The following is a 23,021-nucleotide window of genomic DNA, read 5'->3' as shown; positions in this document are numbered from 1 at the left end:
CGCCCGGCGGACCACTGCTCCAGTCCGCCGGGCGCCCCGGGATGTCGTACGGAAATCGTCGTACGGTCAGTCCTTGATCTCGCAGATGGCCGCGCCGGAGGTGAGCGAGGCGCCGACCTCGGCGGACAGGCCCTTGACGGTGCCCGACTTGTGGGCGTTCAGGGGCTGTTCCATCTTCATCGCTTCGAGGACGACGATCAGGTCGCCCTCCTTGACCTCCTGGCCCTCCTCGACGGCGACCTTGACGATGGTGCCCTGCATCGGGGAGGCGAGGGTGTCGCCGGAGGCCGCGGGGCCGGACTTCTTCGCCGCGCGGCGCTTGGGCTTGGCCCCGGCGGCGAGGCCGGTGCGGGCCAGCGTCATGCCGAGGGAGGACGGGAGGGAGACCTCCAGGCGCTTGCCGCCGACCTCGACGACGATCGTCTCGCGGTCCGGGTCCTCGTCCGCCTCGGTGTCGGTGGGGGCGGCGAAGGGCTTGATGTCGTTGACGAACTCGGTCTCGATCCAGCGGGTGTGGACCGTGAACGGGTCCTCGCTGCCGGTGAGTTCGGGCGCGAACGCCGGGTCCTTCACCACCGCGCGGTGGAACGGGATGGCGGTGGCCATGCCCTCGACCTGGAACTCGGCCAGCGCCCGGGCCGCGCGCTGCAGGGCCTGCTCGCGGGTGGCGCCGGTGACGATCAGCTTGGCCAGCAGGGAGTCCCAGGCCGGGCCGATGACCGAGCCGGACTCGACGCCCGCGTCGAGGCGGACACCGGGGCCGCTGGGCGCGTCGAAGGTGGTCACCGTGCCGGGGGCGGGCAGGAAGTTGCGGCCCGGGTCCTCGCCGTTGATGCGGAACTCGAAGGAGTGGCCGCGCAGGGCGGGGTCGTCGTAGCCGAGTTCCTCGCCGTCGGCGATGCGGAACATCTCGCGCACCAGGTCGATGCCGGCCACCTCCTCGGTGACCGGGTGCTCGACCTGGAGGCGGGTGTTGACCTCCAGGAAGGAGATCGTGCCGTCCAGGCCGACGAGGAACTCGACCGTGCCGGCGCCGACGTAGCCGGCCTCCTTCAGGATCGCCTTGGAGGACGAGTACAGCTCGGCCACCTGCTCGTCGGAGAGGAAGGGCGCCGGGGCCTCCTCCACGAGCTTCTGGTGGCGGCGCTGCAGCGAGCAGTCACGGGTGGAGACCACGACCACGTTGCCGTGCTGGTCGGCCAGGCACTGCGTCTCCACGTGGCGGGGCTTGTCCAGGTAGCGCTCGACGAAGCACTCCCCGCGGCCGAACGCGGCGACCGCCTCGCGCACCGCCGACTCGTACAGCTCGGGCACCTCTTCGAGGGTGCGGGCGACCTTCAGGCCGCGTCCGCCACCGCCGAACGCCGCCTTGATCGCGATCGGCAGGCCGTGCTCCTCGGCGAAGGCGACGACCTCGTCGGCACCGGCGACCGGGTCGGGCGTGCCCGCGACCAGGGGCGCGCCGGCGCGCTGGGCGATGTGCCGGGCGGCGACCTTGTCACCCAGGTCACGGATGGCCTGCGGCGGCGGGCCGATCCAGATCAGACCGGCGTTCAGGACCGCCTGGGCGAAGTCGGCGTTCTCCGAGAGGAAGCCGTACCCGGGGTGGATGGCGTCCGCGCCGGACTCCCGGGCCGCCTTGAGGACCTTGTCGATGTCCAGGTAGCTGGTGGCCGGTGTGTCACCGCCCAGGGCGAACGCCTCATCCGCGGCGCGGACATGCAATGCGTCCCGGTCCGGGTCCGCGTAGACGGCCACGCTCGCGATCCCGGCGTCCCGGCAGGCCCGGGCCACGCGGACAGCGATTTCGCCACGGTTGGCGATGAGCACCTTGCGCACGATTGAGGCTCCCTCCTTGAAACAAGCCGAGTTTAGGGACTGCCGACACGCAACATCGACCCGTCCCCGGTGGTGAGCTTGCCCACACGGAGCGTGACTCCGGGCTCGCTCGACCCGCGAAATCCCATGTCGCGCCTCGGCACGCAGGTCTCTCCCGGAAAACCCTAGCCCTCCGCTGTGGTCAAGGTCTCTGTCATCACGTGCTGCGGGCCACTTGGTTTCTTTGTGGAATCCCTACGAATGGCCCAATGATTCTTTGCCCCTGCCCGAACCCTTGTCCCGGGGTTTACCCGTTAGTAGCGTTCGCGATGTCTCGAACGTACTTGGAGTAACGGGCGTCCGGCTTGGGCGGCAGTCGAAAGTGGGTGGGGGCCGGATGGTGCGCAGGTCGGTGGCGTGGGTGTTGGCACTCGTGCTCTTCGTCGAGGCGCTCGGCATCGCGGGGCTGAACTGGCTCCTCGGGAATGTCGTCGACGGTCAGCACATGTCCCTGGCGGGCCTGGACCCTGACGTGATGTCGATGTCCTCGAAGGTCGGCGGCCTGGTCTTCGGCGCCTACTTCGCGCTGTGCGGCCTGGTCGCCCTGCTCGTGGCCCTGCGCAACCGTGCCCCGGCCGGCCTCGGCCGCATCCTGCTGATCAGCGCGGCCGTGGTGCACGGGCTGCTGGGCGCCCTCACCTGGGGCCTGGTGGGCTGGACGGCGTTCGTGTTCATGATGGTCGTCCTCGGCCTGATAGTGCTGCTGCTCATGACGTACGACGCCCAGGGCGCGCCCGAGGGGCCCGCCGACGCTGTCCCCGACGGGGACAAGGGCGACGACGGCTCCCCGGCCGGGGGCTCCCCGGTCACCCCTCCGCCGGCGCCCACAACTCCGTGATGCCGATGCCCAGTTGGCCGAGCAGTCGCCGCACCAGCGGCAGGCTGATGCCGATCACATTGCCGTGGTCGCCGTCGATCCCGTCGATGAACGGCGCCGAGCGGCCGTCGAGCGTGAACGCCCCGGCGACGTAGAGGGGTTCGCCGGAGGCGACGTACGCCGCGATCTCCTCGTCGGTCGGCTCGCCGAAGCGGACGACCGTGGAGGCGGTCGCGGAGGTGTACCGGCCGGTGACGGTGTCGTAGACGCAGTGGCCGGTCTGCAGTGTGCCCGCCCGGCCGCGCATCGACTTCCAGCGGGCCGTGGCCTCCTCGGCGTCGGCCGGCTTGCCCAGGGCCTCGCCGTCCAGGTCGAGGACCGAGTCGCAGCCGATCACGATCGCGCCCTTGACCTCCGGCTTCGCCGCCACGACGGAGGCCTTCGCCTCGGCCAGGGCCAGCGCCAGGTCGGCGGGGGTGGGCGCGGTGACGGCGTCCTCGTCGACGCCGCTCACGATGACCTCGGGATCCAGTCCTGCCTGGCGGAGCAGATTGAGGCGGGCGGGGGACTGGGAGGCGAGGACGAGTCGGCGGCGCGGCTGATCAGTCATGCGGTCAGCGTATCGGCGGCCCGGCCGGACGCACGGCAGCCGGATTCACCACAGTCCGAGCACGATCATCGTGAGCACCATGGCCAGCGCCATGAGAACGCCCAGCCGCCGCAACATCTCCTGCATGTCGCGCAGTTCCTTGGGCGGCTCGTTCTCCGGGTCGGACCACAGCATGCCTTCCATCGTCGGTCGGGGGTCCGGGGCGGCGCCTGAGTACGCGTACTCAACTTTCCTCCAAACGGTGCTAGCGTGCCATTAGCTAATGGGGCTACAGTTCCGTTTAATGACCTCTGGAGGGTGTGCCATGTTCACCGCTTCCTGGATCGCGTCACCGCAGCCGCCCAGCGAGGGCTTCACGCCCAACTGGTCCCGCGAGGGCTTCTGGCGCCAGTCACTGCGGCAGGTCGTACGGCTGTCGGCGGGGGGTGGCCGGGTGCGGGTGCGGCTCTCCCACGCCTACGGCACCTCGCCGGTGCGGGTCGCGGGGGCGAGCGTGGGGGTTACGGCCGCCGGGGCCGACGTGCGGCCGGGGTCGCTCACCCGGCTCACCTTCGCGGGCGCCGACGAGGCCGGGATACCGGCGCGCGGGGAGATCGTCAGCGACGATGTCCCGCTCGCCGTCGCCGCCGGGGAGTCGGTGACCGTGACCCTGTACTTCGACGCCGCGACCGGCCCCGCGACCTTCCACGCGCAGGCCTTCACGGCGGGCTACCGGGGTGAGGGCGACCGGTCGGCGGACCCGGACGGTGAGGGCTTCGATGCCGCGACCGAGTCCTGGTACTTCCTGTCGGCCGTGGAGGTCGACGCCGGCCGCGCGGATGCCGTCGCCCTCTTCGGCGACTCGATCACGGACGGGTTCGGCTCGACACCGGGCACGAACCGGCGCTGGTCGGACGCGCTCGCCCGGCGCGCGGGGCGGCCGGTCCTCAACGCGGGGATCGGCGGGAACCTGCTGCTCAACGACTCCGCGTGGTATGGCGAGCGGGGCGTCCGGCGGCTGCGCCGGGACGTCCTCGACCAGGTCGGCGTGGACACGCTCGTCGTCCTGCTCGGCCTCAACGACATCGGCTTCAGCGAGACGGACGAGCAGCCGACGTACAAGCCGGCGCCCGTGGTGGAGGCGGAGGAACTCATCGCCGGGCACCGGGAGTTGATACGGCAGGGCAGGGCGGCCGGGCTGAGGGTGATCGGGGCGACGCTGCTGCCGTTCGGGGGCTCGGACCACTGGGGTGAGCACGCGGCCAAGGTGAGTCACGAGCTGAACGAGTGGATCCGTTGCTCGGGGGAGTACGACGCGGTGGTGGACCTCGACCGGGCGCTGGCCGACCCCGCGGACACCGACCGACTGCACCCGTCGTACGACTTCGGCGATCACCTGCACCCGAACGACGCGGGATACGAGGTGATGGCCGAAGCCGTGTCGACGGTTCTCCGAACTATCTGAACTATCCGAAGAACTATCTGAACTATCCGAACTAGCTGGGCCAGTACGTGCGCGACCACGTCGTCGGCCCCGGCTGCGGCAGCCGCTGTGCCGCGATGCGGGCCGGGTCGGACCAGGAGTCGCGCGGGGTGGGTGCGCCGGGCGGGAGGGTGCTCGCCGCCGCGGCGCGGGCGCGGACCACCGCCAGTGCGGCGGCCAGCTCCTCCGGTGTCGGGTTGCCCCGTAGGACCTTGATGTTCATCGTGGCTCCCAGCAGGCCTAGAGGGGGATGTTGCCGTGCTTCTTCGGAGGCAGGGATTCCCGCTTGGTGCGCAGCTGACGCAGGCCGCGTACGACATGGCGGCGGGTGTCGGACGGCATGATGACGGAGTCGATGTAGCCGCGCTCGGCCGCGATGTAGGGATTGAGGAGGGTGTCCTCGTACTCCCGGATCAGCCGGGCGCGCACCGCCTCCAGGTCCTCCCCGTTGGCCTCCGCCTCGGCGATCGTGCGCCGGTGCAGGATGTTGACCGCGCCCTGGGCGCCCATCACGGCGATCTGGGCGGTGGGCCAGGCCAGGTTGAGGTCGGCGCCGAGGTGCTTGGAGCCCATGACGTCGTAGGCGCCGCCGAAGGCCTTGCGGGTGATGACCGTGATGAGCGGGACCGTCGCCTCGGCGTAGGCGTAGATCAGCTTGGCACCGCGGCGGATGATGCCGTCGTGCTCCTGGTCGACGCCCGGGAGGAAGCCGGGCACGTCGACGAAGGTGATGACCGGGACGTTGAAGGCGTCGCAGGTGCGCACGAAGCGCGCGGCCTTCTCGGAGGCGGCGATGTCGAGGCAACCGGCGAACTGCATCGGCTGGTTGGCGACGATCCCGACGGGACGGCCCTCGACCCGGCCGAAGCCGGTGACGATGTTCGGCGCGAACAGCGGCTGTGTCTCGAAGAACTCGGCGTCGTCCAGGATGTGCTCGATCACCGCGTGCATGTCGTACGGCTGGTTCGCGCTGTCCGGCACGATCGTGTCCAGCTCGCGGTCCTCGTCGGTGACGTCGAGGTCCGCCTCCTCCGGGAACGCCGGGGGCTCGGAGAGGTTGTTCGACGGCAGGTACGACAGCAGCTGCTTGACGTACTCGATGGCGTCCTTCTCGTCCCCGGCCATGTGATGCGCCACGCCGGAGGCCGAGTTGTGGGTGCGCGCGCCGCCCAGCTCCTCGAAGCCGACGTCCTCGCCGGTGACGGTCTTGATGACGTCCGGGCCGGTGATGAACATGTGCGAGGTCTGGTCGACCATGACCGTGAAGTCGGTGATCGCCGGGGAGTAGACCGCGCCGCCCGCACAGGGGCCGACGACGAGCGAGATCTGCGGGATGACCCCGGAGGCGTGGGTGTTGCGGCGGAAGATCTCGCCGTACGCGCCCAGCGAGGCCACACCCTCCTGGATGCGGGCGCCGCCGGAGTCGTTGATGCCGATGACCGGGCAGCCGGTCTTCAGCGCGAAGTCCATGACCTTGACGATCTTCTGGCCGTAGACCTCGCCCAACGCACCGCCGAACACGGTGAAGTCCTGGGAGAACACGGCGACGGGGCGGCCGTCGACCGTGCCGTACCCGGTGACCACGCCGTCGCCGTACGGGCGGTTCTTCTCCAGGCCGAAGTTGGTGGAGCGGTGCCGGGCGAACTCGTCGAGCTCGACGAAGGACCCCTCGTCGAGGAGCAGCTCGATGCGCTCACGGGCCGTCAACTTGCCCTTGGCGTGCTGCTTTTCGACGGCGCGTGCGGAGCCGGCGTGCGTCGCTTCCTCGATACGGCGCTGGAGATCCGCGAGCTTGCCCGCGGTGGTGTGGATGTCGATCCCTGAGGACTCTTGGATCTCGTGACGCTCTTCCGGCTCGGACATCGGGATGGCGCTCCCTGCCTGCTCAAAAGGGGGGACGGTTACTCATCCGTAGAGTAGTGGGGGGCCTACGAAACAGCAGTGCGGCGTTTCACACACCTAGGGTGGCTTGCATGACGCCGCGAGATGCATCAGATGACAGCCGCTGGTCCGACCTGGACCGTCCGCCGCTGAACGCCGCCGCACTGCGGCGCGGGCTCGTTCGGGAGGGCGGGCTGTGGCGCGACGTGGAGGTGGTGCCGAGCACCGGCTCCACCAACACCGACCTGGTGGACCTGGCGACCGGGGGCAAGGCGGGCGAGGGCGCGATCCTGGTCGCCGAGGAGCAGACGGCCGGCAAGGGACGCCTGGACCGGCAGTGGACGGCACCGGCCCGCTCGGGGCTGTTCTTCTCGGTGCTGCTGAACCCCGCCGAGGTGCCGGTGGCCCGCTGGGGGTGGCTGCCGCTGCTCACCGGGGTCGCCGTGGCGACGGGGCTGTCGCGGTCGGCGGGCGTCGACACGGCACTCAAGTGGCCGAACGACCTCCTGGTGACCGTCGGCGGCGAGGAGCGCAAGGCCGGCGGGATCCTCGCGGAACGGGCCGGGAACGCCGGGGTGGTCGTCGGGGTCGGCATCAACGTCACCCTGCGTGAGGACGAGCTGCCGGTGCCCCAGGCGGGCTCGCTGCTGCTCGCCGGGGCCGTCAGCACGGACCGGGATCCGCTGCTGCGGGCCGTGCTGCGGTCGCTGGAGGAGTGGTACGGGCGCTGGCGGGCCGCGGTGGGGGACCCGGTGGTGAGCGGACTGCAGGAGACCTACGCGGCGGGGTGCGCGACGTTGGGGAGGGTCGTGCGGGCCGAGCTGCCGGGCGAGCGGGAGGTCACGGGGGAGGCCGTCGCGATCGACGGGGACGGGCGGCTGGTGCTGGCCACGGGGGACGGGGTGCAGGAGCCCGTGGGAGCGGGAGACATCGTGCACCTGCGGTTGGCGTGAGGGCGCCGACCCGGCCCGTCCGGCCCCTCACCAGGGCCGGTACACCACCGTCGGCCTTCTCTTACGGAGTGAGGTGGCCCACACCTGCCGTACAGTGAAGGCCGGTCGATTACTGACCGCGGCAGATCGGAAGGGCAGCAGGCGTGACCGTCGACGATTCGGGCTCCGGCACGGGCGCGGACGGCCGGGTGGACCCCCACGCCGCCGACCCCGGCGAGGATCCGCTCGCCCTGCGTCTGGAACAGCTCATCCTCGGTGCCGAGCGGCGCTACACCCCGTTTCAGGCCGCTCGCAGCGCGGGCGTCTCCATGGAACTGGCGTCCCGCTTCTGGCGGGCCATGGGCTTCGCCGACATCGGGCAGGCCAAGGCGCTGACCGAGGCCGACGTACTGGCGCTCAGGCGCCTCGCCGGTCTCGTCGAGGCGGGGCTGCTCAGCGAGGCCATGGCCGTGCAGGTGGCGCGGTCGACGGGGCAGACCACCGCCCGGCTGGCCGAGTGGCAGATCGACTCCTTCCTGGAGGGCCTGACCGAGCCCCCGGAGCCGGGCATGACCCGCACCGAGGTCACGTACCCGATCATCGAACTGCTCCTGCCCGAGCTGGAGGAGTTCCTCGTCTACGTCTGGCGGCGTCAGCTCGCCGCCTCGGCCGGCCGGGTCATCCAGGCCGCCGACGACGAGGAGATGGTCGACCGGCGCCTCGCCGTGGGCTTCGCCGACCTGGTCGGCTTCACACGGCTGACCCGCCGGATGGAGGAGGAGGAACTCGGCGAACTCGTCGAGGCCTTCGAGACCACGGCGGCCGACCTGGTCGCCGCGCGCGGGGGACGACTGGTCAAGACGCTCGGCGACGAGGTGCTGTACGCGGCCGACGACGCCGGGATCGCCGCGGAGATCGCCCTGCGCCTCATCGAGACGATGGCGGGCGACGAGACGATGCCCGAGCTGCGGGTCGGCATCGCGTTCGGCACGGTGACCACCCGGATGGGCGATGTCTTCGGTACGACCGTGAACCTTGCGTCCCGGCTGACGTCGATAGCTCCGCGGGATGCCGTGCTCGTCGACAGCGCGTTCGCGGAGGAACTCGTCCGAACGGGTGAAGCGCCGGTGTCGGAGGCGGAGGCGGCGGAGGCGGCTGCGGCGGCGGAGAAAGAGGGGGAGGAGCCGCCGGTGTATCGGTTTGCGTTGCAGCCGATGTGGCAGCGGCCGGTGCGGGGGTTGGGCGTGGTGGAGCCGTGGCTTTTGACGCGGAGGGCGTCCGCCGGGGGCGAGTGAGCGCCGTTGGGCCTTGGGTGGTTTGTCGGCTGCGGGTTCGTCGTGGCTGGTCGCGCCCACGCGGCGGAGCCGCATATCGATACAGCCCCGCGCCCCTGAAGAAGCGGCGTTGTAGTGCTGGACGTTTGTCAGTCGCCGACTGTCGGCGGGTCTACGCATAGGCCGATGATCGGAACGCAGACTGTGCTGTCGTCGGGCTGAGTCGGCTGGGGGGCCGGGGGGTTCGTCGCTGTCTGGCCGGGTGCCGGAGTCGGGGCCGGTCGGGGTGCGTGGGTCGTCGGTGGACGGGGCGCGGGGGTGTCCGCCGGAGCGTCGGTCGTCGCGGTGTCGGCCGTAGTGGGCAGCGGCGGAGTGGTCGCGTTCGTGGTCGGTACGACGATCGTGCCCGTTGTCGGGGTCGTGCCCAGGCCGCCCATGGCCGAGGTGGCCGAGGGGCTTGGGGGCGGGGTGGGTGTCGGGAATGTGGCGGCGGCGTTGGCCGAGCCGTCCGTGTCCGTGTCGGTGGCCAGGTCCGGGGTGGGGTCGGTTTCCGTGGTGCCGAGACCGGTGATGTCGGGGTCCGGGGTCAGGCGTACGAGGCTCAGGGCGCCGGCGGCCAGGGCGAGGCCTCCCGCGGCCAGGAGGACCTTGCGGGGGCGCGGACGGCGGTGGCGGCCTCGGGGGCCGAAGAGTGCCGGCGGTGTCCTGGGCGTCTCGGCTTCCCGTGCCGGCTCTTCCGCCGGTGACCCTTTCGCCGTACCACCCATCGCTGCCCCTCCCCTGCGCTCGCGCCCCCAACGCGCCGTGGTTCGCGCACGCTATGCGCCGGCGTCGGCGGTGCGGTGGGAGTTGGGCGGGATGTCACTCGAACGGGGTGTCCCTTTCCCTGGCGGGGTCCGGCTGCGATGATCGGGGCGAGTGTTGTTAACCCGCGTTAACCGGAGGGTGTCATGAGCGAGGAGCGGTACGGGGAGTTCGTGCTGGTGCGGCGGCACGGTGACGGGCATGTCGCGGAGCTCGTCCTCGACCGGCCCAAGGCCATGAACGCCGTCTCCACGGAGATGGCCCGTTCGATCGCGGGGGCGTGTGCGGCGCTGGGTGCGGACAGCGGTGTGCGGGCGGTGGTGCTGACCTCGACGCATGAGCGGGCGTTCTGTGTCGGCGCGGATCTGAAGGAGCGGAACTCCTTCAGTGACGCGGAGCTGGTGCGGCAGCGGCCGGTGGCGAGGGGGGCGTACACCGGGGTGCTGGAGTTGCCGGTGCCGACGATCGCGGCGGTGCACGGCTTCGCGCTGGGGGGTGGCTTCGAGCTGGCGTTGGCCTGCGATGTGATCGTGGCCGACCGTACGGCCGTGGTGGGGCTGCCCGAGGTGTCGGTCGGGGTGATTCCGGGGGGTGGAGGTACGCAGTTGCTGCCCCGGCGGGTGGGGGCCGCGCGGGCGGCGGAGCTGATCTTCACGGCGCGGCGGGTCGAGGCCGCCGAGGCTCGGGAGCTGGGGTTGGTGGACGAGCTGGTGGAGCAGGGGCGGGCCCGGGAGGAGGCCCTGGCCCTGGGCGCCCGGATCGCCGCGAACTCACCGGTGGGGTTGCGGGCGGCCAAGCGGGCGTTGCGGTTGGGGCAGGGGCTGGATCTGCGGGCCGGGCTGGAGGTCGAGGACGCGGCCTGGCGGGCGGTGGCGTTCTCGGGGGACCGGGCGGAGGGCGTGGCGGCGTTCAACGAGAAGCGGAAGCCGGAGTGGCCGGGGGAGTAGGGGGCTCGCTCGTGTGCCGTGCCTGACCTGGTGCGCTGTCTTCTGCGGGCCTGTCCGTCACTCCAGCGCCGTATCAATGTCCCAGTTCGTCCCAAACCTCCTAGCCTGGAGTGATGGGTGAGGACAGACGGCTCGCGGCCGTGGTGGCGCTGGCGCAGGGGATGGCTGCGGCGCACACCCCGCGTGAGTCCTGGCGGGCGGCGGCGCTCGGGGCGTGTCGGGCGCTGGCGGGGAGCTTTGCCGCGCTGTCGGTGTGGGAGCGGGAGCTCGGGCGGTTGCGGGTGCTGGTGAATGTGGGGGACCGGGCGCAGGGGGAAGAGGAGTTTCCGGGCGACGAGGCCTATCCGGTGCATCAGTTCCCGGAGATCACCGAGTTTCTGCACGAGCGGTGGGCCTCCGGTGGTGAGCCCAACGCCTGGGTGGAGACGGCCGAGGGTCCCGCCGCCGGTCACCCCGGGTACTGCCATCAGCGGGTCGCCGCTCTGCGGCGCCGGGGGCGGGGGTGCTGTGTCGTCGCGCCGATCGTGCTGAACGGGCGGGCCTGGGGGGAGCTGTATGTCGCTCGTCGCGCCGGCTCGCCCGTCTTCGACCGGGGGGACGCCGACTTCGCCACCGTGCTGGCGTCCGTCGTGGCCGCCGGGATCGCGCAGAGTGAGCGGCTGGAGGAGGCGCGGCGGTTGGCGTTCACCGATGCGCTCACCGGGCTGGCCAATCGTCGGGCGGTCGATGTGCGGTTGGAGGAGGCCATCGAGCGGCATCGGCGGCAGGGTGTCGTCGTCAGCCTCGTCGTCTGTGACCTCAATGGGCTCAAGCGGGTCAATGACACGCGGGGGCATGCCGTGGGGGACCGGCTGTTGGAGCGGTTCGGGTCGGTGTTGTCGTTGTGCGGGGCGATGTTGCCCGGGGCGCTGGCCGCGCGGCTCGGGGGGGACGAGTTCTGTCTGCTCGCTGTCGGGTCGCCTGCCGATGATGTGGTGAAGGCCGCGGATGAACTGTGCCGTCGGGCCGGGGAGTTGGAGCTCGGGGAGGGGGTCGCGTGTGGGGTGGCGTCGACCGAGGACGACATCGGGGTCGTTCGGTCCGCTCGGCGGTTGTTCCGGCTTGCGGATGCGGCGCAGTACCAGGCGAAGGCCGTGCGGGCGGAGCGGGCGGTTGTCGCGGGGCGGGAGGGGCCGGACGATCCGGTGGTGCGGCTCGCTGACGCGGAGCCGTCCGGGGAGGGGCTTGTGGAGCGGCGGCGGTTCCGGGGGCGGGTGCCGTGACGGTGGCGGTGGCGGTGCGGGTGCCGCGGCCCTTGAGGGGCCTCGTCCTCAAACGCCGGACGGGCTGAAGTGCCTGGACCGAACGCGGTAAGGGGTGTACCCCCCATCCACTAGTGACATCTTCGTCTTCACTGCGTACGCTCCTGAATATGGATATGCACACTGTGGTGGTGGGGACGTCCGGGGTCGCCGCGTCCGACGTTCTTGCCGTGGCGCGGGGCGGGGCTCGGGTCGAGCTGTCGGGGGAGGCTGTGGCCGCTCTTGCCGCGGCTCGCGGGATCGTGGATGCGCTGGCGGCCAAGCCGGAGCCCGTCTACGGCGTCTCCACCGGGTTCGGTGCCCTGGCGACGCGGCACATCAGCCAGGAGCTGCGGGCCCAGCTGCAGCGCAACATCGTCCGTTCGCACGCCGCGGGGATGGGGCCGCGCGTGGAGCGGGAGGTCGTACGGGCCCTGATGTTCCTGCGGCTCAAGACCGTCTGCTCGGGGCACACGGGCGTACGGCCCGAGGTCGCGCAGACCATGGCCGATGTTCTCAACGCCGGCATCACGCCCGTCGTTCATGAGTACGGGTCCCTCGGGTGTTCCGGTGATCTCGCTCCGCTGTCGCACTGCGCTCTCACGCTCATGGGGGAGGGCGACGCCGAGGGGCCCGACGGGGTCGTGCGGCCCGCCGGTGAGCTGCTTGCCGCGCACGGGATCGCGGCCGTCGAGTTGCGGGAGAAGGAAGGGCTCGCCCTCCTCAACGGCACCGACGGCATGCTCGGCATGCTGATCATGGCCCTCGCCGATCTGGACACCCTGTACAAGTCCGCCGACGTCACCGCCGCCCTCAGCCTGGAGGCCCTGCTCGGGACGGACAAGGTCCTCGCGCCCGAGCTGCACGCCATCCGGCCGCACCCGGGGCAGGGTGCCTCCGCCGCCAACATGCTGGCCGTGCTGAAGGGTTCGGAGCTGACCGGGCATCACCAGGACGACGCGCCCCGCGTCCAGGACGCCTACTCGGTGCGGTGCGCTCCCCAGGTTGCCGGGGCCGGGCGGGACACCATGGCGCACGCGCGGCTGGTCGCGGAGCGGGAGCTGGCCTCGGCGGTCGACAACCCGGTCGTGCTGCCCGACGGGCGCGTCGAGTCCAACGGCAACTTCCATGGGGCGCCCGTCGCCTACGTTCTCGACTTCCTCGCCATCGCCGTCGCCGACCTGGCCTCCATCGCCGAGCGCCGCACCGACCGGCTGCTGGACAAGAACCGCAGCCACGGGCTGCCGCCGTTCCTGGCCGACGACGCGGGGGTCGACTCCGGGTTGATGATCGCCCAGTACACCCAGGCCGCCCTGGTGAGCGAGTTGAAGCGGCTGGCCGTGCCCGCGTCCGCCGACTCGATTCCCTCCTCGGCCATGCAGGAGGACCACGTCTCCATGGGCTGGTCGGCCGCGCGGAAGCTCCGCAGCGCCGTCGACAACCTCACGCGTGTGCTCGCCGTCGAGCTGTACGCCGCTACCCGCGCCATCGAACTGCGCGAGGGGCTCGCCCCGGCACCGGCCTCGCGGGCGGTCATCGACGCCGTACGGTCCGCCGGGGTCCAGGGCGCCGGGCCCGACCGGTTCCTGGCACCCGACCTCGCGGCGGCGGACGCGTTCGTGCGCGCCGGGGAGTTGGTCGCGGCGACGGAGAAGGTCACCGGGCCGCTTCAGTGACAGCCGGGCCGCTTCAGTGAGTGGCATGGAAGGGGGCCCTGCCCGTCGTACGAGCCGAATGTGGCGTACGGCGGACAGGGCCCCTGCGTTCGTTACTTCAGCTTGGCGCCCTGGGCGTCGACCACCGCGGCCGGGACCGTGTAGGCCTTGCCGGTCATCAACGAGCCGAGGTTCATCGTGTAGTACGTCGCGACGGTGTTCCCGTGGCGGACGACCTCGGCGTGCGCCTGGCCGCTGTCACCGTCCTCCAGGTCGGAGGTGAGCGCGAACGCCACCGACTCGTCGCCGGCGCCCGCGCCCTTCTCGGCGGCGACCTTGGTGAACTTGCCCTCGTCCTTCTTCTGCCCGGCGGTGAAGCCGCCCGCGCACTTCTCGACCGCGTCGGAGACGGACTTGAACGCCTCCTCGGCGCCGTCGCCGTCGTAGGACGAGAGCCCCACCACGGTGACGTTGACGCTCATCGACTCGTTGAGCGCGTCCTCGATCTCTCCCTCGGACAACTCCTCCAGGGACTTGGAGGCGGCGTCCGTGGGCTTCTTCTCCTCCGTGGCCACCGTCCTCGTCTCGCTGGCCGCGTCACCCGGGGCGAGGCCGCCGATGACGTACACGAGCGGCTTGCACTGCTCGTCCCCGCTGATCTCGCTCTTGGCGGACGGGAGTTTCTTGGCCTCGACCGCCGAGACCTTGTGCCCCTCGACATCGCCCTCGGCGATGATCGCCTTCTTCAACTCCGCGGAGCTGAGCGCCTTCGCGTCAGAACCGCCGGAGTCCCCGCCGCAACCCGTGACAAGGGCGAACGACAGCACGCTCACAGCAACCGTGGCGGCCGAACGCACGCCCGATGATCTCTTCATGCGCGGACTATGAAGCCCAGGTGAAGAGAGCGTCAAGTGGATTCAAAACCCGAGACGTTCCCGGCGTACCGAGTAGGCCACGAATCCCGCGCCCAGTGCGAGGGAGACCGTCCCGCCGACGATGTACGGCGTGGTGTCGAAGCTTCCGGTGTCGGCGAGCCGGGTGCCGGTGGCGGTCGTGTCGCTCGCGCTCTCGGACGTGGCCCGCGCCTGCTGGGTGGTCTGCGTCGTGGGGGTCGCCGAAGGGTCCGTTCTCGCCGGCTCGTCGCCCGTGGCGTTCGCGGAGGGCACGAACCAGAGGGCGCCCAGCAGGGCTCCCGCGGCGGTGGCGGTCAGCAGCGATCGGCGTGCGGTGGACGACGATCGGTGAGCGGCGGACACGGAATATCGATCCCCTTGTGGTGCTGGCGAATTGGCCGTGTGGGGCGATGTTAGTGAAAGTCGCGGGTCACGGGAAAGTCACGGGGGAAAAGAGCCGTACCGAGCCGTACTCTCCGGGCATGAGCAATCCAGAATCATCACGGTTTGTGCGGCTTCGCGTGGAAGTCGTCCTGGAAGTGGACGACGAGGACGCCCTCACCAAGGCCGCGCTGCGGCGCATCGCCGACGACAGCACCATGCCGGCCGACGAACGGGCCCATGCCGAGGGCAGTGTGACGGAAGACACCGCGGAGGCCGTCGCCTATCTCGTCGATCCGTTCGACCTGGTCAGTGAGGTACCGGGGATCGAACTCGCGCAGGCCTCCTGGTCCAGCGAACGCATCGGGCGCGACCCGGATTCGCCCGAGTGGGACTTCGACGACGATGATGTCGACGAGGACTTCGACGACGAAGCGGCAAACGCAGCAAACAAGGTCGGCTGAGGCGTCTTGGGGAAATCGTGACCCCGGGCGGCAACCGCCGCCCGGGGTTTCGTCGTCTCATGGTGCGCACTGGCCGACATCCGCATCACCCGTCACGACTTACGTGACGTGGTGTGCCCCACACATACGCGGTATGTGGAACGGGACGAACCGGTCGCAGCGTTGAAGATTCTTGACGGGGACTCTCGGGGTTTTTGGGATTCGGGAACTATGGAGAAGCGTGTGATGACGAACAGTAAGCGGCGCAAGGGCCTCGCGGTCGCGTCCGCACTGCTCGGCGGTGTCCTGGTGCTCTCGGCCTGTTCCGGCGGCGACGACAGCGCCTCCGGCAGCGACGGCGGCGACAGCTCGCAGTCCAAGGTCGACGAGGCGGCGGCCAAGAAGACCTCCGCGGCGCAGATCAAGATCACGCCGGGGGACGGCACCGACAACGCCTCCATCAACAAGTCCGCCGCCGTCACCGTGAGCAAGGGCACGCTCACCGAGGTGACGATGACGACCTCCGAGGGCGCGGCGGTCGAGGGCGAGATATCCGCCGACAAGACCAGCTGGAAGCCCAGCGCCCAGCTGGAGCGCTCCACGACCTACAAGATCGCGGTGAGCGCGAAGGACTCCAAGGGCCTGGAGGCCCACGAGAACGCCTCCTTCACCACGGTCTCCCCGAACAACAGCTTCCTCGGCTACTTCACGCCGGAGGACGGCTCCACGGTCGGCGTCGGTATGCCGGTCTCGATCAACTTCGACAAGGCGATCAGCAACAAGGCGGCCGTCCAGGAGGGCGTCACCGTCTCCAGCACCAGCGGCCAGGAAGTCGTCTGCCACTGGTTCAACGACACCCGCATGGACTGCCGGCCCGAGGACTACTGGCAGGAGGGCGCCACCGTCACCCTGAAGATGGCCCTGGACGGCGTCGAGGGCTCCGACGGCGTCTACGGCGTCCAGGAGAAGACGGTCACCTTCAAGATCGGCCGCAACCAGGTCTCCTACGTCGACGCGAAGACCAAGCAGATGAAGGTCACGCAGGACGGCAAGACCATCAAGACCATCCCGATCTCGGCCGGTTCGCCGGACAACAAGACCTACCAGGGCACCATGGTGATGTCCGAGAAGTTCAAGGAGACGCGCATGAACGGCGCGACCGTGGGCTTCACGGACGACGACGGCAAGGGCGAGTACGACATCAAGGACGTGCCGCACGCCATCCGCCTGTCCACCTCCGGCACCTTCATCCACGGCAACTACTGGGGCGCGAAGTCCATCTTCGGCAGCGTGAACACCAGCCACGGCTGTGTGGGCCTGTCGGACACCAAGGGTGCCAACGACAAGGGCACCGCGGGCTACTGGTTCTACAACAACTCGATCGTCGGTGACGTCGTGGTCGTTTCGAACACCGGCGACAAGACGATCGCGCCGGACAACGGCCTCAACGGCTGGAACATGGACTGGGCGCAGTGGAAGGCCGGTTCGGCCGCCTGACGCACTGCCACGCGTAGGAGTCCCACAGCTGCCTCACAGCTGACCGATGCCGCCCTCAGGGGCGGCATCGGTGTTTCCTGGGGTCGTCTCAGCCTTCTCATCCATCTCTTATTTCGGCCTTATCCCTTCATCACGCACTGTCCCTAGCTTGCGGCCATGTTCTTCACCTACCTGAGGCGCGAGCTGCGCCGCCGCAGAAAGGCGGCCCTCGTCGTCGCCTCCGGACTCGCGCTGGGTATCGCGCTGGTCATCGTGGTCAACTCCGTTTCCTCCGGCATGAGCAAGGCCCAGGACAAGGTCCTGCAGTCCCTGTACGGCCTGGGCACGGACATGACCGTCACCAAGGCCGCCGAACCGGCCGCGAACAGCTCCGAGCGGCCGCGCTTCGAGTTCGACGCGCAGGACAGCGACTCCGACGAGGAGCAGTCCAGCGACCGCGTCATGGTCCAGGGCTTCCAGACGCTGGCCGGCTCGACCGTGTCCAAGGTCGGCTCGCAGAGCGGGGTCTCCGATGCCGTGGGCGGGCTGAGCCTCCAGGTCATCAAGGTCAGCGGGGAGTTCACCCGGGGAGAGTTCCAGCAGGACGAGAGCAGCGGGGGCCAGCAGGGCGGTGGTCCCGGGCAGCAGGGCAGTGGCGGCAGCGGGCAGCCGCAGGGCGAAGTGCGCGGGGGCGGCGCCAACTTCGACGTCAACAACTACTCCGTCTACGGCACCGACGTCACCAAGCCGGCGCTCGGCCCGCTGACCTCCTCGAAGATCACCAGCGGCCGTACGTTCAAGTCGACGGAGACGAACGCCAAGGTCGTCGTCGCCGACACCTCCTACGCCAAGGAGAAGAAGCTCAAGGTCGGCTCGACCGTCACCGTCAAGGGCACCAAGTTCAAGGTGATCGGCATCGCCACGCCCGACAGCGGGGACGCGGCCGCCAACCTCTACATCCCGCTGAAGCAGGCGCAGACGCTCGCCGACGCGAAGGACAAGGTCACCACGATCTATGTCAAGGCGTCCGACTCTCAGCAGATCGACTCCGTCAAGTCGGCCATCCAGAAGAACATCTCCGGTACGACGGTGACCACCTCGGCGGACCTCGCGGACACGGTGTCGGGCTCTCTGTCCACGGCGTCGTCGTTGGCGACCAGCGTCGGCAAGTGGCTGTCCATCGCGGTGCTCGTGGCCGCGTTCCTGGTGGCCGGGCTGCTGACGTCCTCGGCGGTGTCGCGGCGCGTGCGGGAGTTCGGCACGCTGAAGGCGCTGGGGTGGAAGTCGGGGCGGGTGACTCGGCAGGTGGTCGGTGAGGCGGTCGTCAACGGGCTGCTCGGCGGGGCGCTGGGGATCGCGGTCGGGCTTGCGGGGGCGTACGTGGTGACGGCGATCAGCCCGACGCTGCAGGCGCAGTTGGGCGGCGGTACGGGTGGCGGTGGCGGCGGTATGGGCGGCGGTGGCTTCGGGGGCGGCGGCCCTGGGCGACAGACGGCATCCACCACGCTGGACGTCGCACTGACGGCGCCGGTGAGCCTTACGACGGTTGCGCTTGCGGTCGGGCTTGCGGTGGCGGGAGGCCTGATTGCCGGCGCCTTTGGCGGCTGGCGCGCATCGCGGCTCCGTCCGGCGGATGCACTGCGCCGCGTCGAGTAGCTGACGTCGGCTGCGGCTGGGCGGGGGTGGGTCGCGCAACCCGGCGCTGGCGGGGTGCCGCTCTCTTCGGGACGGGTGCCGCCCCAGCGGCACGACTGCCCGCAGCTGCGCACGCTGCGCCCGGCGGACGCCTTGCGTCGCGGCGAGGAGCGGTCCGTTGAGGCCGGCGGGACTGCGCCCACCTCAGGGGCGCGGGGAACTGCGCGACCAGCCCCCACTCGCTCGCGGCCGAAAGCGATTCGCACCACCCCCGAACCGAACCCACGACAACCCGCGGCCAGCGGTCCAGCGGGCGTGAGCAGACCCACCTCAGGGGCGCGGGGAACTGCGCGACCAGCCGCCACCCACCCGCAGCCAAAGACGATCCGCACCACCCCCGAACCGAACCCCACCCAGGAGCAACCCACCATGTACGAACTCAGAAGCGTCACCAAGCGCTACACCCGAGGCAAGGACACCGTCGACGCTCTCGACGGAGTCGATCTCACCATCGCCGACGGGGACCGTCTCGTCATCCAGGGCCCCACCGGCGGCGGCAAGTCCACCCTGCTGCAGATGCTCGGCGGTCTGGACCGGCCCACCGCAGGTGAAGTCGTCCTGGACGGGACCGACTTGGCCAAGCTGTCCGAGGCCCGGCTCACCAAGGTCCGCAGCGAGAACATCGGGTTCGTGTTCCAGTCCTTCAACCTCATCCCCACCCTCACCGCACAGGAGAACGTCGAGACCGCCCTCGTCCCCCTCGGCGTCAAGTCGAAGGAACGACGCGAACGGGCCGCCGAGGCGCTGAAGTCGGTCGGGCTGGGGGAGCGGCTCGGGCATCTGCCGAGCGAGATGTCCGGCGGGCAGCAGCAGCGGGTCGCCATAGCCAGAGCACTCGTCAAGCAGCCCAAGGTGCTCCTCGCCGACGAACCCACCGGAAACCTCGACGAGTCGATGCGCGACGAGATCATGGACGTACTCGAACGCATGTGGAAGGAACTCGGGTTGACCTTCATCATGGTCACCCACGACTCGGCGATCGCGAAGAAGGCCCCGCGGGTGGCGACCATCCGCAAGGGACGGATCACTGTCAAGGAGAACGCGGGAGCGTAACCCGGCGACTCTGTAACGGAGTTCGCGCCGTCGCGTAACAGTCGGCCCGCGTGCTTCTCATCTTCTTCTCATCTATTGAGGAGCCTGATCACCCCTCGGCATACTGCGTATTCCGGGGGGTGACACGCATGCACAAGGGATCTCCCTCGGCCGGGTGAACGGGGAAATTCACCCGGACCTTCTGCAAGGGGGAAACTTGCGCAGAAAAGTCAAAAGAATAGGCACGGCCTCTGTCGCCACGGCGGCCGCCGTGGCCCTCGCCGCGGGAATGACCAGCCCGGCGTCGGCCGAACCGGAGCAGCGCGCGCCCGGCGCCGCCGCCTCCTTCACGTCCCCCCACCGCATCACCCTGATCACGGGTGACCGGGTGTCCGTCGACTCCAAGGGCCGCGTGGTCGGCCTGGACCGGGCCAAGGGGCGCGAGCACGTTCCCGTACAGATACGCAAGATCGACGGGCGCACGCTCGTCATCCCGGCCGACGCGGCCCGCCTGGTCGCCACCGGCAAGCTCGACCAGCGGCTGTTCGACATCACCGAACTGGCCAAGTCCGAGACCCGCGCCTCCCAGGCCAAGGGCCTGAAGGTCATCGTCGGCTACCAGGGCGCCGCAGCCGGCGCCAAGGCGGACGTCCGGGACGCGGGCAAGCTGCGCCGGACCCTGAAGTCCCTGAACGCGGACGCGGTGCAGACCGCGCACCAGGACGCGCCCGAGCTGTGGGACGCGCTCACCAACGGCGACAAGGCGACCTCCGGCATCGCGCACGTCTGGCTCGACGGCGTCCGCAAGGCCAGCCTCGACAAGTCCGTGCCGCAGATCGGCGCCCCCAAGGCGTGGGAGGCCGGCTACGACGGCAAGGGCGTCAAGATCGCCGTACTCGACACCGGCGTCGACGCGACCCACCCGGACCTCAAGGACCAGGTGATCGCGGCCAAGAACTTCACGCCGGCCGCCACCGCCGAGGACAAGGTCGGCCACGGCACGCACGTCGCGTCCATCGCGGCGGGCACCGGCGCCAAGTCGGGCGGCAAGTTCAAGGGTGTGGCGCCCGGCGCCGACATCCTCAACGGCAAGGTCCTCGACGACCAGGGCTTCGGCGACGACTCCGGCATCCTCGCCGGCATGGAGTGGGCGGCCGAGCAGGGCGCCCAGGTCGTCAACATGAGCCTGGGCGGCGGCGACACCCCGGAGATCGACCCGCTGGAGGCGGCGGTCAACAAGCTGTCCGCCGAGAAGGGGATTCTGTTCGCGATCGCCGCGGGCAACTCCGGCCCGGAGACGGTCGGTTCGCCGGGCAGCGCCGAGGCCGCCCTCACCGTCGGCGCCGTCGACGACAAGGACGTGCTCGCGCCCTGGTCCAGCACCGGCCCCCGGCTCGGCGACGGTGCCATCAAGCCGGACGTCACCGCACCGGGCGTGGACATCACGGCCGCGTCCGCCAAGGGCAGCCTCATCGAGCAGGAAGTCGGCGAGAATCCGGCCGGCTACCTGACCATTTCCGGTACGTCCATGGCGACCCCGCATGTCGCGGGCGCGGCGGCGATCCTCAAGCAGCAGCACCCGGACTGGACGTACGCCGAGCTCAAGGGCGCGCTGACCGGTTCCACGAAGGGCGGCAAGTACACGCCGTTCCAGCAGGGTTCGGGTCGTATCCAGGTCGACAAGGCCATCAAGCAGACCGTGATCGCCGACCCGGTGTCGGTGAGCTTCGGCACGCAGGCCTGGCCGCACACCGACGACACGCCGGTCACCAAGGCGCTGACGTACCGCAACCTCGGTACCGAGGACGTCACGCTCACGCTCTCCTCGACCGCCACCGACCCCAAGGGCCAGGCGGCTCCCGCCGGCTTCTTCAAGCTCGGCGCGACGAAGGTGACGGTGCCGGCGGGCGGCAAGGCCTCCGTCGACTTCACCGTCAACACCAAGCTGGGCGGCACGCTCGACGGCGCCTACTCCGCGTATGTGACCGCGACGGGCGGCGGGCAGAGTGTCCGTACGGGCGCCGCGGTGCAGCGTGAGATGGAGTCGTACGACGTCACCGTCAAGCACATCGGCAAGGACGGCAACCCGGCCCCCGAGTACAACACCGCCCTGTTCGGCTACACGGGCCTGGCGGCCGACCGCGCCTACCAGGTGCCGCTCGCCGAGTCCGGTACCACCAAGATGCGGCTGCCCAAGGGCACGTATCTGCTGGACGCCTGGATCGCCAAGGACTGGGTGAACCTGGAGGGCGGCCTCGACTGGCTGGTCCAGCCGAAGCTGAGCGTCACCAAGAACACCTCGGTGACGATCGACGCCCGGACCGCCAAGAGCGCCGACATCACCGTGCCGGACGCCCAGGCCAAGCCGGTGTCCGCCAGCATCAACTACTACTACGCCGCGGCGGTCGCCGGCGTCAGCGTCAGCCTCGACTCCTTCGCCAACCTGCGGATGGCGCACCTGGGCCCGGAGATCCCGAGCGGTCTCACCCAGACCTGGAGCGGCCAGTGGACCAAGGGTGCCGACACCGAGTACGACGTCGCCACCACCACCAAGGTCAAGAAGATCCAGGGCAACAAGGTCCGCCACTTCAAGGCGGGCGATCTCGCCAAGGTGAAGAACAACCTCGGTGCCTCGGCCCCGAACAAGACCGGCGCCCTGCTGCCCATCGGGGTCTTCCCCGAGGACGCCGCGATCGGCATACCGGTCGAGCAGAAGCTGCCCGGTTCGCGGACGGTGTACCTGTCGACGTCGGACAAGATCCAGTGGACCTTCGACTTCGAGCAGTACGCCGGCAAGGACCCGGACGGCGTCCCGATCAGCGACGCCTACTACTCACTGGGCGACCCGCAGACCTTCAAGGCGGGTCAGAGCTACTCGAAGACCTTCAACACCGCGGTCTTCGGCCCGCACCTCAACAAGTACTTCGGCCTCTTCCGCGAGGGCAACGAGATCTACGGCTCGCTGCCCCTGTTCGCCGATGCCAACAAGCACGCCGGCTCGTCGGTCTTCACCGCGGTGACCACGAACCTGTACCGCAACGGCACCAAGATCGGCACCAATCAGGACCCGCTGTTCGGTGAGCCGTTCAAGGTCCCGGCCGCGGACGCCGAGTACAAGCTGACGACCTCGGTCAAGCGGAGCGTCAAGGTCGCGGCCGCCTCCACGCGGATCGACGCGAGCTGGACCTTCCGCTCCAAGAAGTCGGCCGCCGAGCAGGTCGTGCTCCCGGCCTCCACGGTCCGCTTCAACGCCAAGACCGGCCTGGACAGCCGGGTCGTGGCCGACAAGAAGGAGACGTTCCCGGTCACCGTCGTGGGTGCGGCCGCGGGCAGCAACCTCAAGTCGCTGCACGTGTACGTGTCGTACGACTACGGGCAGACCTGGAAGAAGCTCGAGGTCAAGAACGGCAAGATCACCGTGAAGAACCCGGCGAAGGGGAAGGCCATCTCCTTCCACGCCAAGATCGCCGACAAGAAGGGCAACAAGTCGACGATCTCGATCTACAACGCGTACTACGCGAAGTAGGAGATCACTGAGCGAAGGCCCCGCCGGAGGCGCTG

The 23,021-nt window shown here is 70.0% G+C and carries 19 protein-coding genes; 12 read left to right on the top strand and 7 right to left on the bottom strand.

The window, feature by feature from the left end; translation table 11 throughout:
• Positions 1-66 precede the first annotated feature (66 nt).
• Entirely contained in the window at positions 67-1,839 is a 1,773-nt protein-coding gene (locus BLU79_RS08495; protein ID WP_093905044.1) for an acetyl/propionyl/methylcrotonyl-CoA carboxylase subunit alpha, read from the bottom strand.
• A 376-nt stretch (positions 1,840-2,215) separates the two neighbouring features.
• Between BLU79_RS08495 and BLU79_RS08490 the strand changes: the two genes are divergently transcribed.
• Positions 2,216-2,716, top strand: coding sequence for a hypothetical protein (locus BLU79_RS08490; RefSeq protein WP_093905043.1), 501 nt, complete (start codon positions 2,216-2,218; stop codon positions 2,714-2,716).
• Here the strand turns inward: BLU79_RS08490 and BLU79_RS08485 are convergent.
• The gene (locus BLU79_RS08485; RefSeq protein WP_093905042.1) at positions 2,685-3,305 is read right to left on the bottom strand and encodes a Maf family protein; all 621 of its coding nucleotides are present in this window, start codon (positions 3,303-3,305) and stop codon (positions 2,685-2,687) included. The genes BLU79_RS08490 and BLU79_RS08485 overlap by 32 nt on opposite strands.
• A 45-nt stretch (positions 3,306-3,350) precedes the next feature.
• Positions 3,351-3,479, bottom strand: a complete 129-nt coding sequence (gene mmpB / locus BLU79_RS48910; RefSeq protein ID WP_093905041.1) for a morphogenic membrane protein MmpB — start codon at positions 3,477-3,479, stop codon at positions 3,351-3,353.
• 130 nt (positions 3,480-3,609) lie between these two features.
• Between mmpB and BLU79_RS08475 the strand changes: the two genes are divergently transcribed.
• Positions 3,610-4,749, top strand: coding sequence for an SGNH/GDSL hydrolase family protein (locus BLU79_RS08475; protein ID WP_093905040.1), 1,140 nt, complete (start codon positions 3,610-3,612; stop codon positions 4,747-4,749).
• Positions 4,750-4,780: 31 nt separating this feature from the next.
• On the opposite strand, the gene BLU79_RS08470 is transcribed toward BLU79_RS08475, so the two are convergent.
• Both BLU79_RS08470 and BLU79_RS08465 read right to left on the bottom strand, forming a co-directional pair.
• On the bottom strand, positions 4,781-4,990 hold the full coding sequence (locus BLU79_RS08470) for an acyl-CoA carboxylase epsilon subunit (protein WP_093905039.1): 210 nt from the start codon (positions 4,988-4,990) through the stop codon (positions 4,781-4,783).
• A gap of 17 nt (positions 4,991-5,007) precedes the next feature.
• Positions 5,008-6,630 (bottom strand): acyl-CoA carboxylase subunit beta, encoded by a 1,623-nt coding sequence (locus BLU79_RS08465; protein ID WP_093905038.1) that lies wholly within the window; start codon positions 6,628-6,630, stop codon positions 5,008-5,010.
• Positions 6,631-6,740: 110 nt separating this feature from the next.
• On the opposite strand from BLU79_RS08465, the gene BLU79_RS08460 reads away from it, so the two are divergent.
• The 5 genes from BLU79_RS08460 (at position 6,741) to hutH (ending at position 13,561) form a co-directional block, all read left to right on the top strand.
• Positions 6,741-7,601: a biotin--[acetyl-CoA-carboxylase] ligase gene (locus BLU79_RS08460; RefSeq protein WP_093905037.1), complete on the top strand. Its 861-nt coding sequence runs from the start codon at positions 6,741-6,743 to the stop codon at positions 7,599-7,601.
• Positions 7,602-7,744: 143 nt separating this feature from the next.
• Positions 7,745-8,875, top strand: coding sequence for an adenylate/guanylate cyclase domain-containing protein (locus BLU79_RS08455; protein ID WP_093905036.1), 1,131 nt, complete (start codon positions 7,745-7,747; stop codon positions 8,873-8,875).
• Between the two features lie 929 nt (positions 8,876-9,804).
• Positions 9,805-10,605: an enoyl-CoA hydratase/isomerase family protein gene (locus BLU79_RS08445; RefSeq protein ID WP_093905035.1), complete on the top strand. Its 801-nt coding sequence runs from the start codon at positions 9,805-9,807 to the stop codon at positions 10,603-10,605.
• 113 nt (positions 10,606-10,718) lie between these two features.
• Positions 10,719-11,867 (top strand): GGDEF domain-containing protein, encoded by a 1,149-nt coding sequence (locus BLU79_RS08440; protein WP_093905034.1) that lies wholly within the window; start codon positions 10,719-10,721, stop codon positions 11,865-11,867.
• Between the two features lie 155 nt (positions 11,868-12,022).
• Positions 12,023-13,561, top strand: a complete 1,539-nt coding sequence (gene hutH / locus BLU79_RS08435; protein WP_093905033.1) for a histidine ammonia-lyase — start codon at positions 12,023-12,025, stop codon at positions 13,559-13,561.
• A gap of 92 nt (positions 13,562-13,653) precedes the next feature.
• On the opposite strand, the gene BLU79_RS08430 is transcribed toward hutH, so the two are convergent.
• Entirely contained in the window at positions 13,654-14,415 is a 762-nt protein-coding gene (locus BLU79_RS08430) for a hypothetical protein (RefSeq protein ID WP_256333207.1), read from the bottom strand.
• A 42-nt stretch (positions 14,416-14,457) separates the two neighbouring features.
• Entirely contained in the window at positions 14,458-14,754 is a 297-nt protein-coding gene (locus tag BLU79_RS08425) for a hypothetical protein (protein ID WP_093905480.1), read from the bottom strand.
• Between the two features lie 161 nt (positions 14,755-14,915).
• On the opposite strand from BLU79_RS08425, the gene BLU79_RS08420 reads away from it, so the two are divergent.
• The 5 genes from BLU79_RS08420 (at position 14,916) to BLU79_RS08400 (ending at position 22,986) form a co-directional block, all read left to right on the top strand.
• On the top strand, positions 14,916-15,278 hold the full coding sequence (locus BLU79_RS08420; protein ID WP_093905031.1) for a hypothetical protein: 363 nt from the start codon (positions 14,916-14,918) through the stop codon (positions 15,276-15,278).
• Between the two features lie 225 nt (positions 15,279-15,503).
• A complete protein-coding gene (locus tag BLU79_RS08415; protein WP_093905479.1) occupies positions 15,504-16,754 on the top strand; it encodes a L,D-transpeptidase in 1,251 nt (416 codons plus the stop codon).
• Between the two features lie 156 nt (positions 16,755-16,910).
• Positions 16,911-18,389, top strand: coding sequence for an ABC transporter permease (locus BLU79_RS08410; protein ID WP_093905030.1), 1,479 nt, complete (start codon positions 16,911-16,913; stop codon positions 18,387-18,389).
• A gap of 408 nt (positions 18,390-18,797) precedes the next feature.
• Positions 18,798-19,481, top strand: a complete 684-nt coding sequence (locus BLU79_RS08405; protein WP_093905029.1) for an ABC transporter ATP-binding protein — start codon at positions 18,798-18,800, stop codon at positions 19,479-19,481.
• Between the two features lie 196 nt (positions 19,482-19,677).
• Positions 19,678-22,986, top strand: a complete 3,309-nt coding sequence (locus tag BLU79_RS08400) for a S8 family peptidase (protein WP_256333206.1) — start codon at positions 19,678-19,680, stop codon at positions 22,984-22,986.
• Positions 22,987-23,021: the final 35 nt, after the last annotated feature.

The sequence above is a fragment of the Streptomyces sp. cf386 genome (assembly GCF_900103585.1).
GTDB lineage: Bacteria > Actinomycetota > Actinomycetes > Streptomycetales > Streptomycetaceae > Streptomyces.
The sequence above is the reverse complement of the archived record's forward strand: the minus strand, read 5'-3'. Positions and strand labels throughout refer to the sequence as shown.